The sequence below is a fragment of the Thioalkalivibrio sp. ALMg13-2 genome (genome assembly GCF_000381185.1).
GTDB classification, from domain to species: Bacteria; Pseudomonadota; Gammaproteobacteria; order Ectothiorhodospirales; family Ectothiorhodospiraceae; genus Thioalkalivibrio; species Thioalkalivibrio versutus.
Genome location: NZ_KB906159.1, coordinates 1 through 1,732 on the forward strand (window position 1 = coordinate 1; position 1,732 = coordinate 1,732).

The 1,732-nt window shown below is 66.3% G+C and carries 1 protein-coding gene; it reads right to left on the minus strand.

What is annotated here, in order from left to right:
* Positions 1-132: 132 nt before the first annotated feature.
* Positions 133-1,602: an IS21 family transposase gene (gene istA, locus F618_RS0114590; RefSeq protein ID WP_231362698.1), complete on the minus strand. Its 1,470-nt coding sequence runs from the start codon at positions 1,600-1,602 to the stop codon at positions 133-135.
* Positions 1,603-1,732 lie beyond the last annotated feature (130 nt).

Sequence of the window (1,732 nt, forward strand, 5' to 3'; positions counted from 1 at the left end):
TACTCGCACAGCGTCGCCAACGTCGTGGCGACGCTCCAGCCATGAGTGGTCGCGCGATCCATGACCTCTTCGTAGCATCCTGCCATGGTGGGCAGGCGGAGCTGCCGCAGCAGCAGAGGCAGCGTTGCAGCATCAGCCATGAGCGGCCCCCTGGAGCAGGGCATCGTAGTCAGCCAGCGCATGCTGGCGCGACTCGAGTGTGGGCAGCGGCCCGGATGGCCGTTGCGGGGAGAAGCGCGCTTGCAGTTCCGCCAGCGTGGGACAGTGCCCGCACGCCAGGGCGTTGCTCCAGTACTCGCCGATCGCCGGTGCGCAGTCCTGCTCGGCGGCCAGACGCAGGGCCCCGACCACGCGCTTGCACGCGTCCTCGGTGCTCAGCAGCGCACTAAGACGCTGGTAGATGCTGCGCCAGTTGGCGTCCGGCAGTAGCTCATCCCGGAAGGCTAGGCCTGCCAGTGCTCGCGGTTTGCGAACCAGCCAGGTGATGACATGGCGGTAGTCGATGCAGCGCTGCCGCCCACCACCAGAGACGGCATGCACGCGAGGCAGCGTCATCAGCGCCTGGCCACCATGATGGAGTACGAGCCGGTCGTCGTAGGCATGGATACGCAAGCGCTCGCCGATCAGACGCGCCGGGACCGAGTACAGCACGCGAGCATGGGTGAACGTGCTGGAGGTCGTCACCCGCACCAGTGCTTCGGTGTAGTCCACGCCGCGACGACAAGGCAATGGCGCCAGCGCGGCCCGTTCGGCGGCGATGCGCGAGGCGTTCCGGCGGTTGATACTCGCGGCCACCTCCTGGATGAAGGCCCGGTACTCGTCGAGGCTGTTGAAGTCCGTCGAACCGCGTAGCTTGAGCCGTTGCCGGATCCGCCGCTTGAGATGGCCATGGGGCGACTCGACGCTGCCGTTCTCGTGACCCCGCCCCGGGTTGTTGCGACTCGGCTGCATGCCGTAATGGGCACACAGCGCCTGATAGCGCTCCGTGATGTCCTGCTGGGCGTTCACGTCGAGGTTCTTGAACGCCGCCGACAGGCTGTCCGTGCGGTGCTCCATCGGAACTCCGCCGAGGTGCTCGAGCGCTTCCGCCAGACTCTCGGCCAGCGCCGTATAGCTCTCGCCCCCAAGGATGACCCGCGCATGGCACCAGCCGCTGTAGGCGAGCCGGAAGTGATGCAGGCGGTGATCAAGCGCGTGTCCACACACGGTCACCGTCACGTCCTTGAGCACCGTAAAGTCCGACAGGCCCCGCTGCCCCGGCTCATGGTGCTGCGGGAACATCACCTCCTTGTCCGGACCGTGCCGGGCACGCCAGGCCTTGACCCGCCGCTGCAGTGTGCGCAACAGGTGATCCGGGTAGGCCCCCGGATAGCGCTCCTGCAGCCACTCCAGCAGCGTGAGAGCTTGAAGATCCGGCTCCTTGCCGAGTTCGCCGGCGACTTCGTCCCAGACCTCGGCAAACGGATCTGGGCGTGTACGCCAATCCCTCGACTTGCCGCCACCGACGGGCTCGCCGGCGTCAATCCGCCGGGCAGTGCGTTCAGAAATGCCGGCCTTGGCGGCCGCCGCCGTCTGCGTTGTGCCTTTGGATCGCTGTGTCATGAAGACTCTGACCTGTTGCTCGGTGACCGCCATCCCCGCCCCTTGTGGGTCGCATGGAAGAGCAGTCCAGCTTAGTGGCAACCGGCCAAAGTAGTTGTCGTCGACCGGCCAGAGTAATTGTCGTTAGATA